Annotated in this window: 2 protein-coding genes and 1 pseudogene; 2 read left to right on the plus strand and 1 reads right to left on the minus strand. The window is 72.8% G+C overall.

The window, feature by feature from the left end; genetic code table 11:
* Both AOK18_RS14805 and AOK18_RS14810 read left to right on the plus strand, forming a co-directional pair.
* Positions 1-2,097 (plus strand): FdhF/YdeP family oxidoreductase (locus AOK18_RS14805; RefSeq protein WP_055694658.1); only part of this gene is annotated, 2,097 nt, incomplete at its 5' end.
* Positions 2,098-2,177: 80 nt separating this feature from the next.
* Positions 2,178-2,660: pseudogene (locus tag AOK18_RS14810) on the plus strand (hotdog fold thioesterase); the annotation flags it as partial.
* Positions 2,661-2,671: 11 nt separating this feature from the next.
* Here AOK18_RS14810 and AOK18_RS34340 read toward each other — a convergent pair.
* A partial coding sequence (locus AOK18_RS34340; protein WP_420865610.1) for a PaaI family thioesterase occupies positions 2,672-2,841 on the minus strand: 170 nt, incomplete at its 5' end.

Consider the following 2,841-nt stretch of genomic DNA (forward strand, 5'->3'; position numbering starts at 1 on the left):
CCGGGCTGCGCCTGGCCGGAGCCCGAGCACCGGCACACGGCGGAGTTCTGCGAGAACGGCGCGAAGGCCGTGGCCGAGGAGGCCACCCTGCGGCGGGTCACGCCCGAGTTCTTCGCCGAGCACCCCGTCGCCGACCTGGCCGGCCGCAGCGGCTACTGGCTGGGCCAGCAGGGCCGTCTGACCCACCCCGTGTACCTCCCGGAGGGCGGCGACCGCTACGAGCCGGTCACCTGGGAGCGCGCCTTCGACATCGTCGCCGAGGAGATCGGCGCCCTCGCCTCCCCCGACGAGGCCGTCTTCTACACCTCCGGACGCACCAGCAACGAGGCCGCGTTCCTCTACCAGCTGTTCGCGCGCGAACTCGGCACCAACAACCTGCCCGACTGCTCGAACCTGTGCCACGAGTCCTCCGGCTCCGCCCTGTCCGAGACGATCGGCGTCGGCAAGGGCAGCGTCCTGCTGGAGGACCTGCACACGGCCGACCTGATCGTCGTGGCCGGCCAGAACCCCGGCACCAACCACCCGCGCATGCTGTCCGCCCTGGAGAAGGCCAAGGCGAACGGCGCGCGGATCATCAGCGTCAACCCGCTGCCCGAGGCCGGCCTGGAGCGCTTCAAGAACCCGCAGACCCCCAGGGGCCTCGCCACCGGCACCGCCCTCACCGACCTGTTCCTGCAGATCCGCCTCGGCGGCGACCAGGCCCTCTTCCGCATCCTCAACAAGCTGGTCCTCGAGACGCCCGGTGCCGTCGACGAGGACTTCGTCCGCGAACACACCCACGGCTACGAGGACTTCGCCGAGGCCGCCCGCGCCACCGACTGGGAGTCGACCCTCACCGCGACCGGCCTCACCCGCGAGGACATCGAGACGTGCCTGCGCATGGTCCTCGCGTCGAAGAGCGTCGTCGTGTGCTGGGCGATGGGCCTCACCCAGCACAAGCACTCCGTGCCCACGATCCGCGAGATCGTCAACTTCCTGCTGCTGCGCGGCAACATCGGCCGCCCCGGCGCGGGCGTCTGCCCGGTGCGCGGCCACTCCAACGTGCAGGGCGACCGCACCATGGGCATCTTCGAGCGGCCCGCGCCGGCGTTCCTGGACGCCCTGGAGAAGGAGTTCGGCTTCGCCCCGCCGCGCGCGCCCGGCTACGACGTCGTACGGGCCATCCGCGCGCTGCGCGACGGGCGGGCGAAGGTGTTCTTCGCCATGGGCGGCAACTTCGTCTCCGCCTCCCCCGACACGGAGGTCACCGAGGCCGCGATGCGCCGGGCCCGGCTGACCGTGCACGTGTCGACCAAGCTGAACCGCTCGCACGCGGTCACGGGCGCGCGCGCCCTGATCCTGCCGACCCTGGGACGCACCGAACGCGATCTGCAGGACGGCGGGGAGCAGTTCGTGACGGTCGAGGACTCCATGGGCATGGTGCACGCCTCCCGCGGCCGCCTCGCGCCGGCGAGCCGGCAGCTGCTGTCCGAGCCGGCCATCGTCTGCCGGCTGGCCCGCCGCGTCCTGGGCTCCCGCAGCACGGTGCCGTGGGAGGAGTTCGAGAAGGACTACGCGGCGATCCGCGACCGCATCGCGCGGGTGATCCCCGGTTTCGAGGACTTCAACGCCCGTGTGGCGGACCCCTCGGGCTTCGCGCTCCCCCACGCCCCGCGCGACGAGCGGCGCTTCCCGACGGCCACCGGCAAGGCCAACTTCACCGCCGCCCCGGTCGAGTACCCCGAACTGCCGAAGGGGCGGCTCCTGCTGCAGACACTGCGCTCGCACGACCAGTACAACACCACGATCTACGGCCTCGACGACCGCTACCGCGGCGTCACCGGAGGCCGCCGCGTGGTGTTCGTCCACCCCGAGGACGCGCGCGAGCTGCGGCTCGCGGACGGCTCCTACGTCGACCTGGTCGGCGAGTGGAAGGACGGCGTGGAGCGCAGGGCCCCCGGGTTCCGCGTCGTGCACTACCCGACGGCCCGCGGCTGCGCCGCCGCGTACTACCCGGAGACCAACGTCCTGGTGCCGCTGGACGCGACCGCCGACACCAGCAACACCCCCGCGAGCAAGTCCGTCGTCGTCCGTCTGGAACAATCCGCGACCGACTGAGCGTTTGCTCAGTGAGGCCCGCGGCGGCGCCGCGGGCCCGACGGATGCGACACGACGAACGACGAACGGAGCCCGGCCCCATGGGAGAACAGCAGCAGGTGGAGTTCCCGCAAGAGGTCGTCGACGAGTACGCCGCGCTCGGCGTGGACCTGGGGGCACTGTTCTCCGCCGGTCACCTCGGCACCCGCATGGGCGTGCAGATCCTGGAGGCCTCGGCCGAGCGGGTCGTCGGGACGATGCCGGTGGAGGGCAACACCCAGCCCTACGGGCTGCTGCACGGCGGCGCCTCCGCCGTGCTGGCGGAGACCCTCGGGTCGGTGGGGTCGATGCTGCACGGCGGCACCGCCAAGATCGCCGTGGGCGTCGACCTCAACTGCACCCACCACCGCGGCGTGCGCTCCGGCCTGGTCACCGGGGTCGCCACCCCGGTGCACCGGGGCCGGTCCACGGCCACCTACGAGATCGTGATCAGTGACGAGGACGGCAAGCGGGTGTGCACCGCGCGGCTGACCTGCCTGCTGCGGGACGTGGGCCCGAAGGACGCGGAGCGGGTCGCCGGCGCCGCCCGGGCCGGTCAGCCCCCGGCGGCGCCGGCGACCCGCTCCGCGTCCTTCGGGCCCACGTCCCGCAGCAGGCAGGTCAGCCGCGCGGTGCACACCCGCTTGCCGTCCTCGTCACTGATCACGATCTCGTAGGTGGCCGTGGACCGGCCCCGGTGCACCGGGGTGGCGACCCCGGTGACCA

It is taken from the genome of Streptomyces prasinopilosus (assembly GCF_001419695.1).
In the GTDB taxonomy this organism is placed as follows: Bacteria; Actinomycetota; Actinomycetes; order Streptomycetales; family Streptomycetaceae; genus Streptomyces; species Streptomyces prasinopilosus.